General features: G+C 60.1%; 14 protein-coding genes, 1 other RNA gene and 2 pseudogenes. 10 read left to right on the top strand and 7 right to left on the bottom strand.

The features are described from left to right. Positions 1-183: 183 nt before the first annotated feature. From ccoG to ACYZT0_RS06110, 8 genes are all read left to right on the top strand, one after another. On the top strand, positions 184-1,590 hold the full coding sequence (gene ccoG / locus ACYZT0_RS06145) for a cytochrome c oxidase accessory protein CcoG (RefSeq protein ID WP_462045058.1): 1,407 nt from the start codon (positions 184-186) through the stop codon (positions 1,588-1,590). A gap of 11 nt (positions 1,591-1,601) precedes the next feature. Further along, positions 1,602-2,141 carry a FixH family protein gene (locus ACYZT0_RS06140; protein ID WP_462045057.1) on the top strand — a complete coding sequence of 180 codons (540 nt, stop codon included), beginning with the start codon at positions 1,602-1,604 and terminating at the stop codon, positions 2,139-2,141. 135 nt (positions 2,142-2,276) lie between these two features. Continuing rightward, positions 2,277-4,727 carry a heavy metal translocating P-type ATPase gene (locus ACYZT0_RS06135; RefSeq protein ID WP_462045056.1) on the top strand — a complete coding sequence of 817 codons (2,451 nt, stop codon included), beginning with the start codon at positions 2,277-2,279 and terminating at the stop codon, positions 4,725-4,727. Between the two features lie 22 nt (positions 4,728-4,749). Beyond that, positions 4,750-4,968, top strand: a complete 219-nt coding sequence (ccoS, locus tag ACYZT0_RS06130; RefSeq protein WP_007905420.1) for a cbb3-type cytochrome oxidase assembly protein CcoS — start codon at positions 4,750-4,752, stop codon at positions 4,966-4,968. After that, a complete protein-coding gene (locus ACYZT0_RS06125; protein ID WP_462045055.1) occupies positions 4,961-5,644 on the top strand; it encodes a sulfite exporter TauE/SafE family protein in 684 nt (227 codons plus the stop codon). The genes ccoS and ACYZT0_RS06125 overlap by 8 nt, the downstream gene beginning before the upstream one ends. An 88-nt stretch (positions 5,645-5,732) precedes the next feature. Next, the gene (gene hemN, locus ACYZT0_RS06120) at positions 5,733-7,115 is read left to right on the top strand and encodes an oxygen-independent coproporphyrinogen III oxidase (RefSeq protein ID WP_462046507.1); all 1,383 of its coding nucleotides are present in this window, start codon (positions 5,733-5,735) and stop codon (positions 7,113-7,115) included. 128 nt (positions 7,116-7,243) lie between these two features. After that, positions 7,244-7,978 carry a fumarate/nitrate reduction transcriptional regulator Fnr gene (fnr, locus tag ACYZT0_RS06115; protein ID WP_282380436.1) on the top strand — a complete coding sequence of 245 codons (735 nt, stop codon included), beginning with the start codon at positions 7,244-7,246 and terminating at the stop codon, positions 7,976-7,978. A 78-nt stretch (positions 7,979-8,056) separates the two neighbouring features. Beyond that, complete coding sequence (locus tag ACYZT0_RS06110) at positions 8,057-8,605, top strand: adenine phosphoribosyltransferase (protein WP_462045054.1); 549 nt, start codon at positions 8,057-8,059, stop codon at positions 8,603-8,605. A 148-nt stretch (positions 8,606-8,753) separates the two neighbouring features. Here the strand turns inward: ACYZT0_RS06110 and ACYZT0_RS06105 are convergent. From ACYZT0_RS06105 to dnaX, 5 genes and pseudogenes are all read right to left on the bottom strand, one after another. Continuing rightward, positions 8,754-9,903 (bottom strand): annotated as a pseudogene (locus ACYZT0_RS06105) (acyl-CoA dehydrogenase family protein). 168 nt (positions 9,904-10,071) lie between these two features. Next, positions 10,072-10,674, bottom strand: a complete 603-nt coding sequence (gene recR / locus ACYZT0_RS06100) for a recombination mediator RecR (RefSeq protein ID WP_064676559.1) — start codon at positions 10,672-10,674, stop codon at positions 10,072-10,074. A 78-nt stretch (positions 10,675-10,752) separates the two neighbouring features. Next, complete coding sequence (locus tag ACYZT0_RS06095; protein ID WP_462045053.1) at positions 10,753-11,787, bottom strand: NADP-dependent oxidoreductase; 1,035 nt, start codon at positions 11,785-11,787, stop codon at positions 10,753-10,755. Between the two features lie 267 nt (positions 11,788-12,054). After that, the gene (locus ACYZT0_RS06090) at positions 12,055-12,393 is read right to left on the bottom strand and encodes a YbaB/EbfC family nucleoid-associated protein (protein WP_008028561.1); all 339 of its coding nucleotides are present in this window, start codon (positions 12,391-12,393) and stop codon (positions 12,055-12,057) included. 66 nt (positions 12,394-12,459) lie between these two features. Then, positions 12,460-14,553 (bottom strand): DNA polymerase III subunit gamma/tau, encoded by a 2,094-nt coding sequence (dnaX, locus tag ACYZT0_RS06085; RefSeq protein WP_462045052.1) that lies wholly within the window; start codon positions 14,551-14,553, stop codon positions 12,460-12,462. A gap of 95 nt (positions 14,554-14,648) precedes the next feature. On the opposite strand from dnaX, the pseudogene ACYZT0_RS06080 reads away from it, so the two are divergent. Continuing rightward, positions 14,649-14,783, top strand: a pseudogene (locus ACYZT0_RS06080) (amino acid ABC transporter substrate-binding protein); the annotation flags it as partial. 31 nt (positions 14,784-14,814) lie between these two features. Here ACYZT0_RS06080 and ACYZT0_RS06075 read toward each other — a convergent pair. After that, positions 14,815-16,515 carry a putative bifunctional diguanylate cyclase/phosphodiesterase gene (locus tag ACYZT0_RS06075; protein ID WP_462045051.1) on the bottom strand — a complete coding sequence of 567 codons (1,701 nt, stop codon included), beginning with the start codon at positions 16,513-16,515 and terminating at the stop codon, positions 14,815-14,817. A 270-nt stretch (positions 16,516-16,785) separates the two neighbouring features. Between ACYZT0_RS06075 and ACYZT0_RS06070 the strand changes: the two genes are divergently transcribed. Next, positions 16,786-17,100 (top strand): helix-turn-helix domain-containing protein, encoded by a 315-nt coding sequence (locus ACYZT0_RS06070; protein WP_462045050.1) that lies wholly within the window; start codon positions 16,786-16,788, stop codon positions 17,098-17,100. A gap of 182 nt (positions 17,101-17,282) precedes the next feature. Here ACYZT0_RS06070 and ffs read toward each other — a convergent pair. Then, positions 17,283-17,379, bottom strand: an RNA gene (gene ffs, locus ACYZT0_RS06065) — signal recognition particle sRNA small type. Positions 17,380-17,504: the final 125 nt, after the last annotated feature.

The following is a 17,504-nucleotide window of genomic DNA, read 5'->3' as shown; positions in this document are numbered from 1 at the left end:
CAATTGACCTGCATCACGCTTTGTTACATTCGCTACACCATTCGAGATTTTTCCCCAACGCGACCAAAGGTCGCACCCTTGAGTTAGAGCGACAGGCGTATCATTGCGCCACTGCAACACCCTTTTTGACCGCGGTCGGCATGTACTGACCGAGGCATTTTTCCACTGCCGTGGGATGCAATGATGAGCAACCAGATTCCGGTACACGACGTCACACCTGCCAAGAACAACAGTGTCGACCTCTACGCCTCTCGAGAAAAGATCTACACCCGCGCCTTCACCGGCCTGTTCCGCAACCTGCGGATGATGGGCGGTGCCGGGCTGTTTCTGCTGTATTTCGGTACGATCTGGCTGAGCTGGGGCGGCCATCAGGCCGTCTGGTGGAACCTGCCGGAGCGCAAATTCTTCATCTTTGGCGCAACCTTCTGGCCTCAGGACTTCATCCTGCTCTCGGGGATCCTGATCGTCAGCGCCTTCGGCCTGTTCTTCATAACCGTGTACGCCGGGCGAGTCTGGTGCGGCTATACCTGCCCGCAGAGTGTCTGGACCTGGATTTTCATGTGGTGCGAGAAGGTCACCGAAGGCGACCGCAACCAGCGCATCAAGCTCGACAAAGCGCCCATGAGCGCCAACAAATTCCTGCGCAAACTCAGCAAACACACAATGTGGCTGTTGATTGGCTTCGTGACCGGCATGACCTTCGTGGGCTACTTCTCGCCCATTCGCGAGCTGACCATCGACTTCTTCACCGGTGAAGCCGACGGCTGGTCGTATTTCTGGGTCGGCTTCTTCACCCTCGCCACTTACGGCAATGCCGGCTGGTTGCGCGAGCAGGTGTGCATTTACATGTGCCCGTACGCGCGCTTCCAGAGTGTGATGTTCGACAAAGACACCCTGATCGTTTCCTACGACCCACGTCGTGGTGAAAGCCGCGGCCCGCGCAAAAAAGGCGTCGACTACAAGGCCATGGGGCTGGGCGACTGCATCGACTGCACCATGTGCGTCCAGGTCTGCCCGACCGGTATCGACATCCGCGACGGCCTGCAAGTCGAATGCATCGGCTGTGCGGCCTGCATCGATGCCTGCGACAGCATCATGGACAAGATGGATTACCCGCGCGGCCTGATCAGCTACACCACCGAGCACAACCTGTCCGGGCAAAAAACCCATAAACTGCGCCCGCGCCTGATCGGCTATGCCACGGTGCTGTTGGCGATGATCGCTTTGCTGATGACCGCGTTCTTCATGCGTTCGTTGGTCGGTTTCGACGTCAGCAAGGACCGCGTGCTGTACCGCGAGAACGCCGAAGGCCGGATCGAAAACGTCTACAGCCTGAAGATCATGAACAAGGATCAACGCGACCACACCTACGTGCTCGAAGCCGCTGGCCTGCCGGACCTCAAGCTGCAAGGCAAGCGCGAGATCAAGGTCGCCGCCGGAGAGATTTTCAGCCAACCGGTCGAACTGTCCATCGCTCCGGAAAAACTGCCATCGAGCACCAACGAGGTGAAATTCATCCTCAAGGATGCCGATGACGACAACGTCCACATTGAAGCCAAGAGCCGGTTCATCGGTCCACAAGTTCGTTGAGAGAAGTGATCATGCCCGCACCAACTGCCGCAAGTCCCTGGTACAAGCACCTTTGGCCGTGGATCATCATCGCCATCCTGGCGTGTTCCGTGACCCTGACCTTGTCCATGGTGACGATCGCGGTGAAAAACCCGGACAACCTGGTCAACGACAACTATTACGAGGCTGGCAAAGGCATCAACCGCTCCCTCGACCGTGAACTGCTGGCGCAGACCCTGCTGCTGCGCGCCAGCGTTCATCTGGACGACGTGACCGGCGAAGTCGATCTGCGCCTGAGCGGCAACAGCCAGCCCAAAACCCTGGAGCTGAACCTGATCTCGCCGACCCAGCCGGAGAAAGATCGCAAGATCACCCTGGCGCAAAGCGAAACCGAACGGGGCCGCTATATTGGCCAGTTGAGCGACAAGGTCGAAGGTCGCCGCTTTGTAGAACTGCTGGGCGTACAGGACGACAAGACCTGGCGCATGTTCGAAGAAGAACAGGTCAGCCATGACAAGGATTTGCTGCTGGGTGATGAGCCGCTGCAGGGTGCGGAAGACCTGAAAAAGTAAGCCTTACCCTGATCGTTCCCACGCTCTGCGTGGGAACGCAGCCAGGGACGCTCCGCGTCCCAGCCGAAGCGGACGCGGAGCGTCCAGGGAGGCATTCCCCCGCAGAGCGTGGGAACGATCATCGGACAACGCCTCATGACCACGCCAACCCCCTGCTACCACTGCGCCCTGCCCGTCCCGGCCGGCAGCCGCTTCACCGCTGCCGTCCTCGGTGATACCCGCGAGTTCTGCTGCCCGGGTTGCCAGGCCGTGGCCGAAGCAATCGTGGCCGGCGGACTGGAAAGCTATTACCAGCATCGCAGCGAGTCATCGGCCAACCCCGAAGCGCTGCCGGTGCAATTAGTGGACGAACTGGCGCTGTACGACCGCGCCGACGTACAAGCACCCTTCGTCCGCCACGAAGGCGACCTCGCCGAAACCACTCTGTTGATGGAAGGCATCAGTTGTGCCGCTTGCGGCTGGTTGATCGAGAAACACCTGCGCGGCTTGCCGGCGGTGGCCGAAGCGCGCCTGAACCTGTCCAACCATCGCCTGCACGTGCGCTGGGCTGACGCGCAACTACCACTGAGCCAAGTACTCAGTGAGTTGCGCCACATCGGCTACGCCGCCCACCCGTATCAAGCCGACCGCGCCAGCGAACAACTGGCCAGCGAAAACCGCCTGGCCCTGCGCCAACTCGGCGTGGCCGGGCTGCTGTGGTTCCAGGCGATGATGGCGACCATGGCCACCTGGCCGGAATTCAACATCGATCTCAGCCCCGAGCTGCACACTATCCTGCGTTGGGTCGCGCTATTTCTCACCACCCCGATCGTGTTCTACAGCTGCGCGCCATTCTTTAAAGGCGCGATGCGCGATTTGCGCACCCGCCACCTGACCATGGACGTCTCGGTCTCGCTGGCCATTGGCAGTGCCTATATCGCCGGGATCTGGACTTCGATCACTGGCGTCGGTGAACTGTATTTCGATGCGGTGGGCATGTTCGCGCTGTTCCTGCTGGCCGGACGCTATCTGGAGCGCCGTGCCCGCGAACGCACCGCCGCCGCCACCGCGCAACTCGTCAATCTGTTACCCGCCTCGTGCCTGCGCCTGAGTGCAGACGGCCAGAGCGAGCGGATCCTGCTGAGTGAACTGCGCGTCGGCGATCAAGTGCTGGTGCATCCCGGCGCAATCCTTCCGGCTGACGGCAAGATCCTCGACGGTCAGTCGAGCATCGACGAATCCCTGCTCACCGGCGAATACCTGCCGCAGCCGCGCACGCCGGGTGATGCCGTCACCGCCGGCACCCTGAATGTCGAAGGTGCATTGACCGTGGAAGTCCTGGCGCTGGGTCAAGACACCCGACTGTCCGCCATCGTCCGCCTGCTGGACCGCGCTCAGGCCGAGAAGCCGCGACTGGCAGAAATCGCCGACCGGGCCGCGCAATGGTTCCTGCTGCTATCACTGATTGCCGCTGCCGTCATCGGCCTGATCTGGTGGGAACTGGATTCGTCGCGGGCCTTCTGGATTGTTTTGGCAATGCTCGTTGCGACATGCCCATGTGCCTTGTCCCTCGCCACGCCGACCGCCCTCACAGCCGCCACCGGAACACTGCACAAACTCGGTTTGCTGCTGACTCGCGGTCACGTGCTGGAAGGCCTGAACCAGATCGACACGGTGATTTTCGATAAGACCGGCACGTTGACGGAAGGTCGGCTGGCCTTGCGTTCGATTCGCCCGATCGGCGCACTCACCAGCGATCAATGCCTGAGCCTGGCCGCCGCCCTGGAAAACCGCTCCGAACACCCGATCGCCCGGGCTTTTGGCCGCGCGCCGCTCGCTGCCGAAGAAGTCCACAGCACGCCGGGGCTAGGCCTCGAAGGGTTGGTCGGTGAGCAACGCCTGCGGATCGGCCAACCGGGTTTTGTCTGTGCACTCAGTGGCGCTGCCGTGCCGTTGATGCCGGATGAAGCCGGTCAATGGCTGTTGCTCGGTGACAGCCAAGGGCCGTTGGCATGGTTTGTTCTCGACGACCGCTTGCGTGCCGACGCGCCCGCGCTACTCGCCGCCTGCAAGTCTCGCGGCTGGCGCACGCTGTTGCTGTCCGGCGACAGCTCGCCGATGGTCGCCAGTGTCGCCGCGGAACTCGGTATCGATGAAGCCCGTGGCGGCTTGCGTCCGGACGACAAATTGCAGGTCCTGCAACAGCTGCACAAGGAAGGCCGCAAGGTGTTGATGCTCGGTGACGGCGTCAACGACGTGCCAGTACTGGCCGCCGCCGACATCAGCGTGGCCATGGGTTCGGCCACCGACCTGGCGAAAACCAGTGCCGACGCGGTATTGCTGTCGAACCGCCTCGACGCACTGGTACAAGCCTTCAGCCTGGCTCGACGCACCCGTCGGGTAATCATCGAGAACCTGCTGTGGGCCGGGCTGTACAATGGCCTTATGTTGCCGTTCGCTGCCCTCGGCTGGATCACGCCGGTATGGGCCGCGGTCGGCATGTCCATCAGTTCGTTGACCGTGGTGCTGAACGCCTTGCGCCTGACTCGCATGCCAAAGACGCCTGCGGTCAGCGCCACGCCAGAAACCCGCCCGCTGCCGGCCTGAGCCGCGTGGGCATGGAGTCCAGATGCCAGCTCTCTATGTGATGATCCCGGCCGCGCTGCTGATCGTGGCCATCGCCATTTACATCTTCTTCTGGGCAGTCGACAGCGGTCAGTACGACGACCTCGACGGCCCGGCCCACAGCATTCTGTTCGACGACCAGGACCCGAACCACAAGGCGGCCGTCGACGAGGCCAGCGGCCATCCGGCCAAACCGGACGACAAGGCCCCACCCCATGCTTGAGTTAGCGCCGCTGCTGGTGTCTGCGGTGATTCTCGGTCTGCTCGGTGGCGGGCATTGCCTGGGCATGTGCGGCGGTTTGATGGGCGCACTGACCTTGGCGATTCCCAAGGAACAACGCAGCCGACGTTTTCGACTGCTGCTGGCCTACAACTTGGGGCGAATTCTCAGCTATGCAACGGCCGGCCTGCTGATCGGTCTGGCCGGCTGGGCGGTGGCCAACAGCCCGGCGGCGATGTTCATGCGCGTCATCGCCGGATTGCTGTTGGTCGCCATGGGCTTGTACCTCGCCGGTTGGTGGAGCGGCCTGACCCGCATCGAGAGCCTCGGTCGCGGCCTGTGGCGGCATATCCAGCCGATTGCCAATAAACTGCTGCCGGTGTCGAGCGTACCCCGTGCGTTGCTGCTGGGCGCGCTCTGGGGCTGGCTGCCGTGCGGGTTGGTTTACAGCACGTTGCTGTGGTCGGCGAGTCAGGGCAATGCGCTGGACAGTGCGCTTTTGATGCTCGCGTTCGGGCTCGGCACCTGGCCAGTGTTACTCGCCACGGGGCTGGCGGCTGAGCGGGTCACGGCGTTGTTGCGCAAACGTAGCGTGCGGATGGCTGGCGGGTTACTGGTGATTCTGTTCGGCATCTGGACCTTGCCTGGACCGCATCAGCATTGGTTGATGGGGCATTAATCGACCTTTGATGCAAATCAAGATCCCCCACCGCGCCGCCCCATAGACTCGCTGACACTGCCAGCCTATCCGGGGGAATGCCCGCATGTTGCTCGACGCCATTCGTTGGGACACCGATCTGATCCGCCGTTATGACCTGGCGGGACCGCGTTACACCTCGTACCCGACCGCCGTGCAATTCGACGGTCATGTCGGCACCTTCGACCTGTTCCATGCGCTGCGCGAAAGCCGTAAGGCCCTGCGTCCGTTGTCGCTGTACGTGCATGTGCCGTTCTGCGCAAACATTTGCTACTACTGCGCCTGCAACAAAGTCATTACCAAGGATCGCGGCCGGGCCCTGCCCTATTTGCAGCGTCTGGAGCAGGAAATCCAGTTGATCGCCTGCCACCTCGACCCCGCGCAGAAAGTCGAGCAACTGCATTTCGGCGGCGGCACCCCGACCTTTCTCAATCACGATGAACTGCGCCAGTTGATGGCCCAGTTGCGCAAAAGCTTCAACTTGCTGGACGACGATTCCGGCGACTACGGCATCGAAATCGACCCTCGCGAAGCCGACTGGTCGACCATGGGCTTGCTCCGTGAACTAGGCTTCAATCGGGTCAGCATCGGCCTGCAAGACCTCGACCCGGCGGTGCAACGGGCGGTCAATCGCCTGCAAAGCCTGGAAGAAACCCGCGCGGTGATCGACGCGGCACGCACGCTGCAGTTTCGCTCGATCAACATTGACCTGATCTACGGCTTGCCGAGACAGACACCCGAGAATTTTGCTCGCACCGTCGATGAAGTCATCAACCTGCAACCGGACCGCCTCTCGGTATTCAACTACGCGCACCTGCCGGAGCGCTTTATGCCGCAACGGCGAATCAACAGCGACGAACTGCCGACACCGGCGCAGAAACTGGAAATGCTCGAGGGCACCATCGAGCAACTGACCAACGCCGGTTACCGCTACATCGGCATGGACCACTTCGCGCTGCCCGACGATGAACTGGCGATTGCTCAGGAAGAATCAACGCTGCAACGCAACTTCCAGGGCTACACCACCCACGGCCATTGCGACTTGATTGGCCTGGGCGTCTCGGCCATCAGCCAGATCGGCGACTTATATTGCCAGAACAGCAGCGACCTGAATCAGTACCAGAACACGCTGGCCAGCGCGCAGCTAGCCACCAGCCGTGGGCTGCTGTGCACCACTGATGACCGCCTGCGACGTGCGGTCATCCAACAACTGATCTGCAATTTCAGCCTGGAATTCGCCCAGATCGAACAAGACTTCAACATCGACTTTCAGGGCTACTTCGGCGAACTCTGGCCACAGTTGCAGGGAATGGCCGACGACGGACTGATCGAGCTTGATAACGAACGGATCACCGTACTGCCCGCCGGACGATTGCTGGTGCGTTCGGTGTGCATGGTGTTCGACGCGTACCTGGAACAGCAAAATCGCCAGCGGTTTTCACGGGTGATCTAGAAATCACCGCACTGCAGGTCTACGAAATGCTGACTTTACGATCCTGCGACAAAATCGCCGCGTGCCTGAATGTCCTCCCGTGGGTTACCCTTACGGCTTATGTGTGTTTTCCCACAAGGATTGAAGAAATGTCCGAGCCAGTAAAATTGCGCGCTCATAATCAGGCCCATTGCAAGGATTGCAGCCTGGCCCCCCTCTGCTTGCCACTTTCTTTGAATCTGGAAGACATGGATGCGCTGGACGAAATCGTTAAACGTGGCCGCCCGCTGAAAAAGGGCGAATTCCTGTTCCGCCAGGGCGACACGTTCGATTCCGTTTATGCAGTACGCTCTGGCGCCCTGAAGACCTTCAGCCTCAGCGATGGCGGCGAAGAACAACTCACCGGTTTCCACCTGCCGAGTGAACTGGTCGGCCTGTCGGGCATGGACACCGAAAAACACCCGGTCTCGGCGCAAGCCATGGAAACCACATCGGTGTGTGAAATCCCTTTCGAACGCCTCGACGAACTGGCGCTGCAACTGCCGCAACTGCGCCGTCAGTTAATGCGCGTGATGAGTCGCGAGATTCGCGACGACCAGCAAATGATGTTGCTGCTGTCGAAGAAAACCGCCGACGAGCGCATCGCCACGTTCCTGGTCAACCTGTCGGCCCGTTTCCGCGCCCGGGGGTTCTCGGCCAACCAGTTCCGCCTGAGCATGTCGCGCAACGAAATCGGTAATTACCTGGGCCTGGCGGTGGAAACCGTGTCCCGGGTATTCACTCGTTTCCAGCAAAACGAACTGATCGCCGCTGAAGGCAAGGAAATCCATATCCTCGACCCAATCCAGCTCTGCGCCCTGGCCGGCGGTTCGCTAGAAGGCTGATTCGGCGATTGCGGCTGAGCGAAACGGTTCAGCCGCCGTTATACTGCGTCGTTTGCAGCCTGCCAGGATTCTTCGACTATGGCCTTCGACTCCTTCGACATAAAATCCCTCATCCGCCCTGTAATCGACTTTCCCAAGCCGGGCGTGATCTTTCGCGACATTACCCCGCTGTTCCAGTCCCCCACGGCCCTGCGCCTGGTGATGGACAGCTTTGCCCATCGTTATGTCGAGGCCGACTTCACCCATATCGGTGCGATGGACGCTCGTGGTTTTCTGATCGGTTCGGTCCTGGCCTATCAACTCAACAAGCCACTGGTGCTGTTCCGCAAGCAAGGCAAGCTGCCGGCCGACGTGCTAGCCGAGGGTTATGCGACCGAGTACGGCGAAGCGTTCCTTGAAGTTCACGCCGACAGCCTGTGCGAGGGCGATTCGGTGGTGATGTTCGATGACCTGATCGCCACTGGCGGTACGCTGATTGCGGCGGCAAACCTGATTCGACGCATGGGTGCTCGGGTTCATGAAGCGGCGGCGATCATTGATTTGCCGGGGTTGGGCGGGTCGCAGCGTCTGGAAGACATGGGGATTCCGACGTTTTGCCTGACGCAGTTTGCGTTGTCAGATAAGTAAGCAGCGCCTGGGCTGACGCCTTCGCGGGCAAGTCGGATCGCCGCACCGCTCGCTCCAGGTAAAGTGGCATCCGCAAATATGTGGCACGACGCTAACTTTGTAGGAGCGGGGCTTGCCCGCGAAAGCGTCAGTGGCAACACCATAGAACTCAAAGCCCCATCTGCTTACTGATGATCTCGTTCATCACTTCTCTGGTACCGCCACCGATCGACAGTATCCGATTGTCCCGGTACAACCGCTCAACCAGGCTCTCGCGCATATAACCGAGGCCACCGAGAATCTGCACCGCATCCGTAGTAATCCGATCAGCCGTGTCGGTAGCAAAATTCTTGGCCATGGAAATCTCCTTGATCACACTTTGCCCCGCCGCCATTTTCGCTGCCTGGCGATAGGTGAATTCCCGTGACACCTCCAGCGCCGTGGCCATTTCGGCCAGGCGATGCTTGAGTACCTGAAACTTGCCGATAGGTTTACCGAATGCCTCACGTTGGCGAGCCCATTTCAAGCTCTCTTCCAGCGCCATTTGGGCGGTCATGTTGGCCATTAGCGCCAGCGCCAGACGTTCGCTCTGGAAGTTGCCCATGATGCAAGCGAAGCCCATGTTTTCGGCGCCGATCAGATTTCCTACAGGTACCCGGCAATCGTCGAAGAACAGTTCGGCAGTGTCCGACGCCCACCAGCCCATTTTCTTTAAGCGACGACCGACCGTAAAACCGGGCGTGCCCTTCTCGATCAACAGCAGGCTGATGCCACCGAAACCCGGCACACCGGTACGCACCGCGACGGTGTAGAAATCCGCGCGGACGCCACTGGTGATAAAGGTTTTGCTGCCGCTGACCCGGTAGAAGTCGCCATCACGCACGGCGCGGGTTTGCAGGTTGGCGACGTCAGAGCCACCACTGGGCTCGGTAACCGCCAGGGCGCTGATTTTCTCGCCGGCGAGTACCTGCGGCACAACGCGATCGCGGACTTCAGGCCTGGCCCACTTGAGGATCGGCGGCAGGCCGATGTCCAGCGAGCCGAGCCCCGCCACCAAGCCGCCGGAGCCGCAGCGCATCAGCTCTTCGCTGGCGGCGACCTTGGCGAACAAATCGCCTTCGTGGCTGCCACCCAAGGGCCTCGGGATAACCGACCCCCAGAATCCCCGCCGCTCCGGCCTTTTGGTAGAGCTCACGGGGGAAGCTTTCAGCTTCTTCCCACTGGTCGATGTCCGGCAAGATCTCGCGCTCGACGAAGCGTCTGACGCTGTCGCGGACCAATTGGTGGCTGGGGTCGAAGTATTCCCGAAAGGCAGGCATCGGCGAGCTCCACTGAAGGTTCAGCGAACTTACCGAGCGCTTGCTTGGTTTTCAAGTGTCTTGCATTAATCAGATAGACCGTATCGCACCATTCGCGGGCAAGCCTCGCTCCTACAAGTGCAACGTTACAAGGAGCGAGGCTTGCCCGCGAAGGCGTCAGTTCAAACATTACAGAGTGATCGGTTTACGCCCGGCAAACGAATGCGCCAACGTCCCGCCATCCACCAATTCCAGCTCGCCGCCCAATGGCACGCCGTGGGCGATGCGCGAGGCGATCAGGCCTTTGTTGCTGAGCAATTGGGCAATGTAATGCGCTGTGGCTTCACCTTCCACGGTCGGGTTGGTCGCAAGGATGACTTCAGTGAAAGTGCCCGCCTCCTCGATCCGCGCCAGCAGTTGCGGAATACCGATGGCTTCCGGCCCGAGTCCGTCGAGCGGCGACAGATGACCCTTGAGCACGAAGTAGCGACCACGGAAACCGGTCTGCTCCACCGCATAGACGTCCATCGGTCCTTCCACCACACAGAGCAAGGTGTCGTCGCGACGGGTATCGGCGCATTGCGGGCAGAGGTCATCTTCAGTCAGCGTGCGGCACAACCGGCAATGGCCCACCCCCTCCATGGCCTGGCTCAGTGCCAGGGCCAGTCGCGAGCCGCCGCTGCGATCACGTTCGAGCAACTGCAACGCCATGCGCTGGGCGGTTTTCTGACCTACACCTGGCAAAATTCGCAGGGCGTCGATCAATTGGCGAATCAAAGGGCTGAAGCTCATGTGGAAAAGTCCGACAAAACAACGAGACGCGGTTTATACCCGCGCCTCTGTTTAGCGTCAAATTGCAGCGTCAATTACTCAGTCCTGGGCGACCCGAACAACCAGTTTGCCGAAGTTGCGTCCTTCCAGCAGACCGATGAACGCTTCGGGTGCCTGCTCCAGGCCATCGACCACGTCTTCGCGGAACTTCACCTTGCCGTCGCGCACCCACGGCGCCATGGCACTGACGAATTCCGGCTGACGGTCGCCATAATCGTCGAATACGATGAAGCCCTGGATGCGCGCACGTTTGGTCAAAATCGTCCGTTGCAACTGTGGCAGGTGATCCGGGCCGTTCGGCGCTTCGTGGGCGTTGTAGGACGCAATCAGGCCACAGAGAGGAATTCGTGCTTTAGGTTTGAGCAGCGGCAGCACTGCATCGAAAACCTTGCCGCCGACATTTTCGAAATAAATGTCGATGCCCTCGGAGCACGCCTTGGCCAATTCATCGGCGAAGTTCGGGCTCTTGTGGTCGATGCAGGCATCGAAGCCCAGCTCTTCAACCACATAACGGCATTTGTCCGCGCCACCGGCCACGCCGACCACGCGCAGGCCCTTGATCTTCGCCACCTGACCGACCACCGAACCCACCGCACCGGACGCCGCCGCAACCACCAGGGTTTCGCCGGCCTTGGGCTGACCGATGTCCATCAGCCCCATGTAGGCGGTTAGGCCCGGCATGCCCAGCACCCCCAGCGCCATCGATGGACTCGGCAGCCCGGACGGCACCGCAATGACATTGCGACCGTCACTGATGCTGTGGCTCTGCCAACCGGTGGAACCCACCACCAGATCACCTTCGTTGAATTTCGGATTCAATGAGCGCTCGACGCGACTCACAGCGCCACCGGTCATCACCTCGCCGATTTCAACCGGTGCGGCGTACGACGGCGCGTCGCTCATGCGTCCGCGCATGTAGGGATCCAGCGACAGAAAAAGGGTCTTGAGCAGCACCTGACCGTCGGCCAAGTCCGGTAGTGCAACGCGCTCCAGGCGGAAATTCTCCGGCGTCGGCGCGCCTACCGGGCGGGACGCCAGGACGATACGTTGGTTGAGGGTCAATGCGTCTGGCATGTGAGCGTCTCCTATGATCAATGAATTCGACGGTATAGGGGAGCAGACCGTTGTGGCGGTTTCGCGTTCGATGTTTCTACCTATTCTGATCGTTCCCACGCTCCGCGTGGGAATGCCTCAATGGACGCTCCGCGTCCGATTTGGGACGCGGAGCGTCCCGGGCTGCATTCCCACGCAGAGCGTGGGAACGATCGGTGTGGCAGAAACAAAAATGCCAGGCGCGATGCCTGGCATTTTTTTGTAACCCATCCGACGCGCTTTTGCGAATCAGAATGGCAGTTTCATACCCGGTGGCAGTTGCATGCCAGCGGTCATGCCGGACATTTTGTCCTGGCTGTTGGCTTCGATCTTGCGCACGGCATCGTTGACGGCGGCGGCGAACACAGCCTCCAGCATCTCTTTGTCGTCTTCGCTCAAGCCTTCGACCAGGCTTGGATCGATAGTCACGCGCTTGACGTCGTGACGACCGGTCATCACCACGGTGACCATATCGCCACCGGCTTTACCGGTGACTTCGGCGTTGGCCAGTTCTTCCTGCATCTTGGCCATTTTTTCCTGCATCTGCTGCGCCTGCTTCATCAGGCCGGCCATGCCACCTTTCATCATGGGAATCACCTCAAAAGTACTTGGATAAAAACAGCGCCCAGCCTTTCGACCGAACGCCTTCAGTTATTAGCCCTGAGTGACCAGAGTCTCGACAGGTTCAATAGTATCGTTACGGACCACTGCACCGAACTGCTGCATCATTTGCTGGATGAACGGATCACCGTGGATCGACTCTTCGGCCTCGCGCTGACGGTTCGCACGGCGCCGGGAGCCAGCCTGGGCCGGGGTTTCCTGCTCGGGCTTGATCAGCTCCACGCTCAGGCTCAGCGTACGCCCATGAAACTGATTCAACGCATCGTTCAACCGACGCTGTTGAGTCGCGTTGAACAACGCGCTGTGGGCAGGGTCCAGGTGTATCAGCCAGTTGTCACCCTCGACGGCGATCAGCGTGCAGTTGGCGGCGATGCTGCCGGTCATGCCGGAGATCGGCAGTTTCGGGAACAGCTCCAGCCATTGCAGCGCCAGACCGGTGGCCGGCATGGCGGCCGGTTCTGGCTCGGGTTCCGGCACTGGCTCGGCGGTGTGTTCGCTGGCCAGTTCGTCGAGGTAACTGTAGGCCGATTCCATATCCGGCTCGATGTAGTCTTCGTCCAGCGGCGGCTCGTCGTCCAGGTCGATGCCCGGCGTCGCGGCGTCGACTTCGGCCACCGACGGCTCTGGAATCGGCGCAGCGGCCCACTCCGGTGCGTCCGGCACCACGCTGTCGGGGGTCGGCAATGGCATCGGAGCCAATTCGGGTTGTTCGCCGGCAGTTTCCAGCACCGGCTCGACTACGGGTTCCTTAACGACTTCGGGCTCTATCGGGTCGTTCCAGGGCAGATCGACGATTGCTTCGACCGCTACTGCCTCAACCACAGGCTCGGGCACGACGACGGGCGCAATTGGCTCAGGCTCGGGCGATCGCACTGGAGCAACCACCGCCGCAACCGGCGCAGGCGCAACTGTTACCACTGCCGGTGCAACTGCCGCAGCGACAACCGGCGCAACAACGGGCGCAGCCACTGAGTTTGCGGAATCAACTGTGGCCTGGCTGATCCCCACTGGCTTTAGCGGTTGCCTCGGAGCGTCCGCGGTGTCTGCCGGTCGGAACGCGAGCATTCGCAGCAGGACCATTTCGAAACCACCGCGCGGGTCCGGCGCCAGCGGCAAGTCGCGGCGGCCGATCAGGCCCATCTGGTAATAGAACTGCACGTCTTCGGCCGGCAGCGCCTGGGCCAGTGCCAGCACCCGATCACGGTCGCCATGACCGTTGTCGACGCCTTCAGGCAGGGCCTGGGCGATGGCGACACGGTGCAGCACGTTGAGAATTTCCGAGAGCACGCCGTTCCAGTCCGGGCCTTGTTCGGCCAGATGACGGACGGCTTCGAGCAATGCCTTGGCGTCGCCTTCGATCAGCGCATGCAGAACGTCATAGACCTGACCGTGATCGAGCGTGCCGAGCATCGCCCGTACGTCGGCAGCCATGACTTTGCCTTCACCGAAGGCGATCGCCTGGTCGGTCAGGCTCATGGCGTCGCGCATCGAACCGTCGGCAGCACGGCCCAACAGCCACAGCGCGTCGTCTTCGAACGGCACGTTCTCGACACCCAGCACGTGGGTCAAATGCTCGACCACCCGCTCCGGCGTCATGTTCTTCAGAGAGAACTGCAGGCACCGCGAAAGAATCGTTGCAGGAAGTTTCTGCGGATCGGTGGTCGCCAGGATGAACTTGACGTAGGGCGGCGGCTCTTCAAGGGTTTTCAACAGCGCATTGAAGGAATGGCTGGAGAGCATGTGCACTTCGTCGATCAGGTAGACCTTGAAGCGCCCGCGGCTTGGCGCGTACTGCACGTTGTCGAGCAGCTCGCGGGTATCTTCGACCTTGGTCCGGCTCGCGGCGTCGATCTCGATCAGGTCGATGAAGCGGCCCTCATCGATCTCACGGCACACCGAGCACTCGCCGCAAGGCGTTGAAGTGATACCTGTTTCACAGTTCAGGCATTTGGCGATGATCCGCGCGATAGTGGTCTTGCCGACCCCGCGGGTACCGGTAAACAGATAGGCGTGGTGCAGTCGCTGGCTGTCCAAGGCATTGATCAGAGCCTTGAGCACATGGGTCTGGCCGACCATTTCGCGGAACGAGCGCGGACGCCATTTACGTGCAAGAACCTGATAACTCATCGAAAACCGTCGCAACGAAGGAACAGAAGCGGCTAATGCTAGCGGAGCAAGGCCAAAATTGCATCCGGTGTGCTCGTCTAATCTGGCTAAGAGGGTCTTTGCTGCAGGAACAGAGCGTCGGTTGCTATGTGCGCAACGATCCCGAGGTGCCCGCACAGCGCATTTTGCGCACCTTGCTGCGAATGAAAATGTCCGGTGAAATCGACGACATTATCCGGCTCTATATTGGCGCGGAGCCGCCAACGAGCACAATGGCAAGCCTTAGCCCGCCTGCTCCAGAATCTGCCATTGCGCTGGCGCGACAAAACCTTCGACCCAGCCCGGCACGTCTGCGGGCGGCATCGGCCGGGCAATGAAATAGCCTTGAGCAACTTCGCAGCCCAGGCGCAGCAGCAATTCACCGTGCTCGATACTTTCCAGCCCTTCGGCAATCACTTGCCGACCAAAGGCCCGAGCCAAGCCAATGACCGCCATGGTCAGGGCCAGATCATCACGATCATTAACGATGTCGCGCACGAACGACTGGTCGATCTTGATGGTTTGGGTTTGCAAACGCTTGAGGTAGCTCAGGGACGAATAACCGGTGCCAAAGTCGCCCAATGAAAACTGCACCCCCAGCGCCTGACAGGCCTGCATACAGTCACTGACATGCTGAATGTTCTCGATCGCCACCGACTCGACAATCTCCAGATCGAGCATCTGCGGAGCCACTTGGGCATGCCGGGCGAGCACGTGTTTGAGCCGGTCGACGAAATCCGTGCGCTGAAAATGTCGCGCCGCAATATTGATGCTGACTGGCCAGCCCTGCCCCACCTGCTGCCAGTGGTGCAACTGCGACAGGACCTGATCCATCACCCATTCACCAATATCGATGATCAGGTCCGTCTCCTCCACCAGCGGCAAAAACTCCCGTGCCGGTACCATCCCGTGTTGCGGATGCTCCCACCGCAACAACGCCTCGAAGCCGACAACCTCACCACGACGCATGTTCACCTTTGGCTGGAAATGCACGCGAAACTCACCGGCAGCCAGCGCCTGGCGCACTCGTTCGACCGTCTGGTGAGTGGCCTTGACCTCCTGATCCCGGGACACGTCGAACAAATGAAAGCGATTGCGACCGCTTTGTTTCGCCACGTACATGGCCTGATCGGCATGACGCAACAAGGTTTCGGCATCTTCATTGTCGTGAGGGAACAGGGTGACGCCGATACTGGCAAAAACATTGATGCCCTTGCCATGCAGCGAGTACGGCGCCGAAATGGCGCCGAGCACCCGGTTCAACGCCGCATGCAGTTCCGGCAGATCACGCACGTAACGCAGCACCAGCACAAACTCGTCACCGGCCAGCCGCGCCACCACATCTTCGCCGCGCACAATGACGCGCAAACGCTTGGCCACCTCGACCAACAGCAGATCGCCACTGGCATGCCCGTAGCCATCGTTGACCGCTTTGAAGCCGTCGAGGTCGAGCATGCACACCGCCAGCGGGATGTTTTCGTTCCGGGAGAACTCCAGCGCCTGATCCAGCAAATCCGAGAGAAACGCGCGATTCGGCAGCCCGGTCAGCACGTCATGCCCCACCCGCCATTGCAGTGAGTGCAGCAATTGGCGTTTTTCGCTGATGTCGAAACGAATCGAAAGATAACGGTCAACTCGCCCAGTGGCGTCATCGAGCACCGGCACCATGGTGCTCTCGACCCAATACAGGCTGCCATCCTTGGCGCGATTACAAATCTCGCCTTTCCAGATGTTGCCCAAGGCGATGGTGCGCCACATAGCAGCGAAGAAATCAGCTGAGTGCAGACCCGAGTTGAGGAGACGATGGTTCTGCCCGAGCAGCTCTTCGCGGCTATAGCCGGACACGGCACAGAATTGATCGTTGACGTGGGTGATCCGGCCGCTCAGATCGGTCTCGGAAAAAATCGCGGCAGCATCCACGGCCCTGCGGTATTTCTCATCCATGAGTCAGGCTCGTTGTCGCTAGCGGTGGTACCGCTCAACCAGTGCAGGATGCCTGGAGAGATGTTTTTATCGGTAATGCGAGGAGCACGATGTCTGCGGTTGATGGCCTCCTGACAGCAGAGATCAACTAACCTTATAGGTCCCAAATACCCTTTGGTAGCGGCGATTCTACGAAACGCATCACATTTTGCAAAGCAAGGTGATGGATCATGCAGTTGTCTAATGCAAAGATCTATCGTTAAGTTCTTGATTCTAAATGGGAATTAAGCGATGCAAATTTCAAGTTTGGGTGCGGCCATTCGACGCTACCGCAAGGTCGCCGGGCTTACTCAGGCTGAACTCGGCGAAAAAACCGGTTTTGACCCCAAAACCATCAGCCGCTTCGAAACCGGCACCTATACCCCCAGCGTGGAAGCCTTGTTCCTGCTTGCCGAGGCACTGGGTGTGAAGCTGAAAGCCTTTTTCGCAGATTTAGGCGATGAAGAAGAGCAGCGGGCGTATCTGTTCGGTGTCATACATAAAGCCACCCCAAAGGATCTGGGAAAGCTGATTGCAGCGGTTGACCAGGCCTTGTCCAAGCCTTAGTGCCAGAAATGAAAAAAGGAGGCCGAGTGTCGCATTCGACAACTCGGCCTCCTTTTATAGGTTCGTTCTGAGAAATCGGAAACGAAAAAACACCGCCCTGGACAAGATCCATGGCAGAGCAACAAGAATGTATTTTTAGACAGATAACGCGAGAGAGGACTCGCGGTGCGTTATGGAGGCAACCCCACCAGCCACACCCCGGCACACAATGTTCCCGCTGTGGCTGCTCCCTTCCGGGTCTGACCAGGTTCACGGGTAATCGTTGCGGGGGGACCGATGGGGTCACCATAACGACGCTCACCTGACGGCGAGCCGCGCCATTGTACCTATCTGAGACGAAGTTACAACCGTTCGGGCGGATTAAAAAATATGTGCTGCGTCAAGGACATGCGCAAGCCCTGAAA

The organism is Pseudomonas sp. ZS1P83, from assembly GCF_054897825.1.
Note: the sequence above shows the minus strand (reverse complement) of the source record. Positions and strands in the feature narration are given on the sequence as shown.